The sequence below is a fragment of the Bacillus hominis genome (assembly GCF_018332515.1).
GTDB classification, from domain to species: Bacteria; Bacillota; Bacilli; order Bacillales; family Bacillaceae_G; genus Bacillus_A; species Bacillus_A hominis.
Map to the genome: position 1 here is coordinate 1 of NZ_BOQD01000177.1, position 1,710 is coordinate 1,710.

Below are 1,710 nucleotides of genomic sequence, written 5' to 3' on the forward strand. Positions count from 1 at the left end.
TATAATAAATATATTAAGAAGAGAGATTTAAAGTTTCGTATAAGACAAGAAACTTTACCTTTTCTATTTGAAGATGAGGAAGCAGATTTATATTGTACATCACAATTTTCTTTAAAATGTCTTGCGGAAGATATTAAATATGAACCGCTTATTCAAGCTGCTAATCATGAAGATTTTCCAAATCTTTATCCTCGTTTTGGACGCAAAAAAGAGGTTTCTTATCCAGACGTATTTCTCATTAATGCAACGAAAGATATTGTCATGTTTATGTATGATGATAGAGGATGTGAAGTCATTGCGAAGAATAAAGAAATGATACGGGATTTATATGAGAAGTATAAAGAGTGGATTCCAGGTTATGAACGAGAAAATATAGATAGCTTATTTAAATGACAGTAGGGGAAGTGAAGTGTGTAATGAAAAGGATAGCAATTGTATCCGCATGGGAACCAGAACTTACGTATTTGCATCAACATTATCCAAGTGAGCGTGTAGAAAAAAGAGCAGCTTGGGAATTTCATTTTCATTCTATTAATGAATTAGAAGTTATTTCAGTCGTAACTGGTGTCGGTAAAGTAAGTTGTGCTAGTTGTGTACAACTATTAATAAGTGAATTCCAGCCAGACCAGTTATTTATGACAGGAATTTGCGGGAGTTTATCAGATAAAGTGAAAAATGGACACATCGTTGTAGCTCTTAATACTTTGCAGCATGATGTTACAGCGGCTGGTTCAGGAGAAGATAGTTTTGATCTATATGATGGTAGAACAGCACCTATTGAAACAACTAAATCGCTCGTAAAACGGATGAAGAAATTGCGTTCATACGATCCTGTTCATTTTGGTACCTTTTTATCAGGAGATCAGCGTATTCGAAGTTTAGAAATGAGATATTTACTGCATACTGTTTACGGTGCTTTAGCCGTTGATCAAGAAGTGGCAGCATTCGCTTATGTATGTCATATAAATAAAAAACCATTTCTATGTTTAAAAGCTGCCTCAGATCAAGCGGATGACAAAACGAAAGAAGAACAAAAGGTTTTTAAAATGTTAGCATGCGAAAGAGCATGTGAGCATTTAATTGCTTTTTTACGTGTTTATGAGATTACTGTAGCAAACAATAGATAGTTAGAGGGTTGTCCGATCATTTTAAATTAAGAGGTGAAATAATATTGCATACATATTATGGTGAACTTTGCACAAAAATATATGAAAGTGATAAATCAATGGCGGCCGGAAAAGAATTGGATTTTTATCTTTCTTTTGCAAAAGATAAAAATATAAAAGTGTTAGAACCAATGTGTGGAAATGGTAGAGTGCTAATTCCATTTATGCAAAATGGTGTGGACATAGAGGGATTCGATCTTTCAGAAGACATGCTTAAAATGTGTAAAGAGAAAGCAGAACAACTCAATTTGAAACCCGTTGTATCTCAAGAAAGAATTGAAAAATTCCATGGTAATAAAAAATATGATCTTATTATGATACCTATTGGATCATTTTCACTTTTACCAAATAATTTAGTAGACATTAGTCTTCAAAATATGAAATATAACTTGAAGAAAAATGGTAAATTACTGCTTACAGTTGTACAAGCTGGAAGTGAGACAAAACAAATTCTAGATTGGATAGAGACAAATAGAAAAGAAATTAACAATGAATTAATTGTTGAGTATAGAAAAGTATCATATGATGAGGTGCAAAAACTTTT

At 32.5% G+C, this 1,710-nt stretch carries 3 protein-coding genes; all 3 read left to right on the top strand.

Translation table 11 applies throughout. The annotated features are described in order from the left end of the window. On the top strand, positions 1-393 hold a 393-nt coding region (locus KI356_RS17825), incomplete at its 5' end, for a DUF3885 domain-containing protein (RefSeq protein ID WP_212936028.1). Next, positions 390-1,127 (top strand): 5'-methylthioadenosine/S-adenosylhomocysteine nucleosidase, encoded by a 738-nt coding sequence (gene mtnN, locus KI356_RS17830; RefSeq protein WP_205685951.1) that lies wholly within the window; start codon positions 390-392, stop codon positions 1,125-1,127. The genes KI356_RS17825 and mtnN, both read left to right, overlap by 4 nt. 44 nt (positions 1,128-1,171) lie before the next feature. Continuing rightward, the coding region (locus KI356_RS17835; RefSeq protein ID WP_212936029.1) for a class I SAM-dependent methyltransferase at positions 1,172-1,710 on the top strand (539 nt) is incomplete at its 3' end.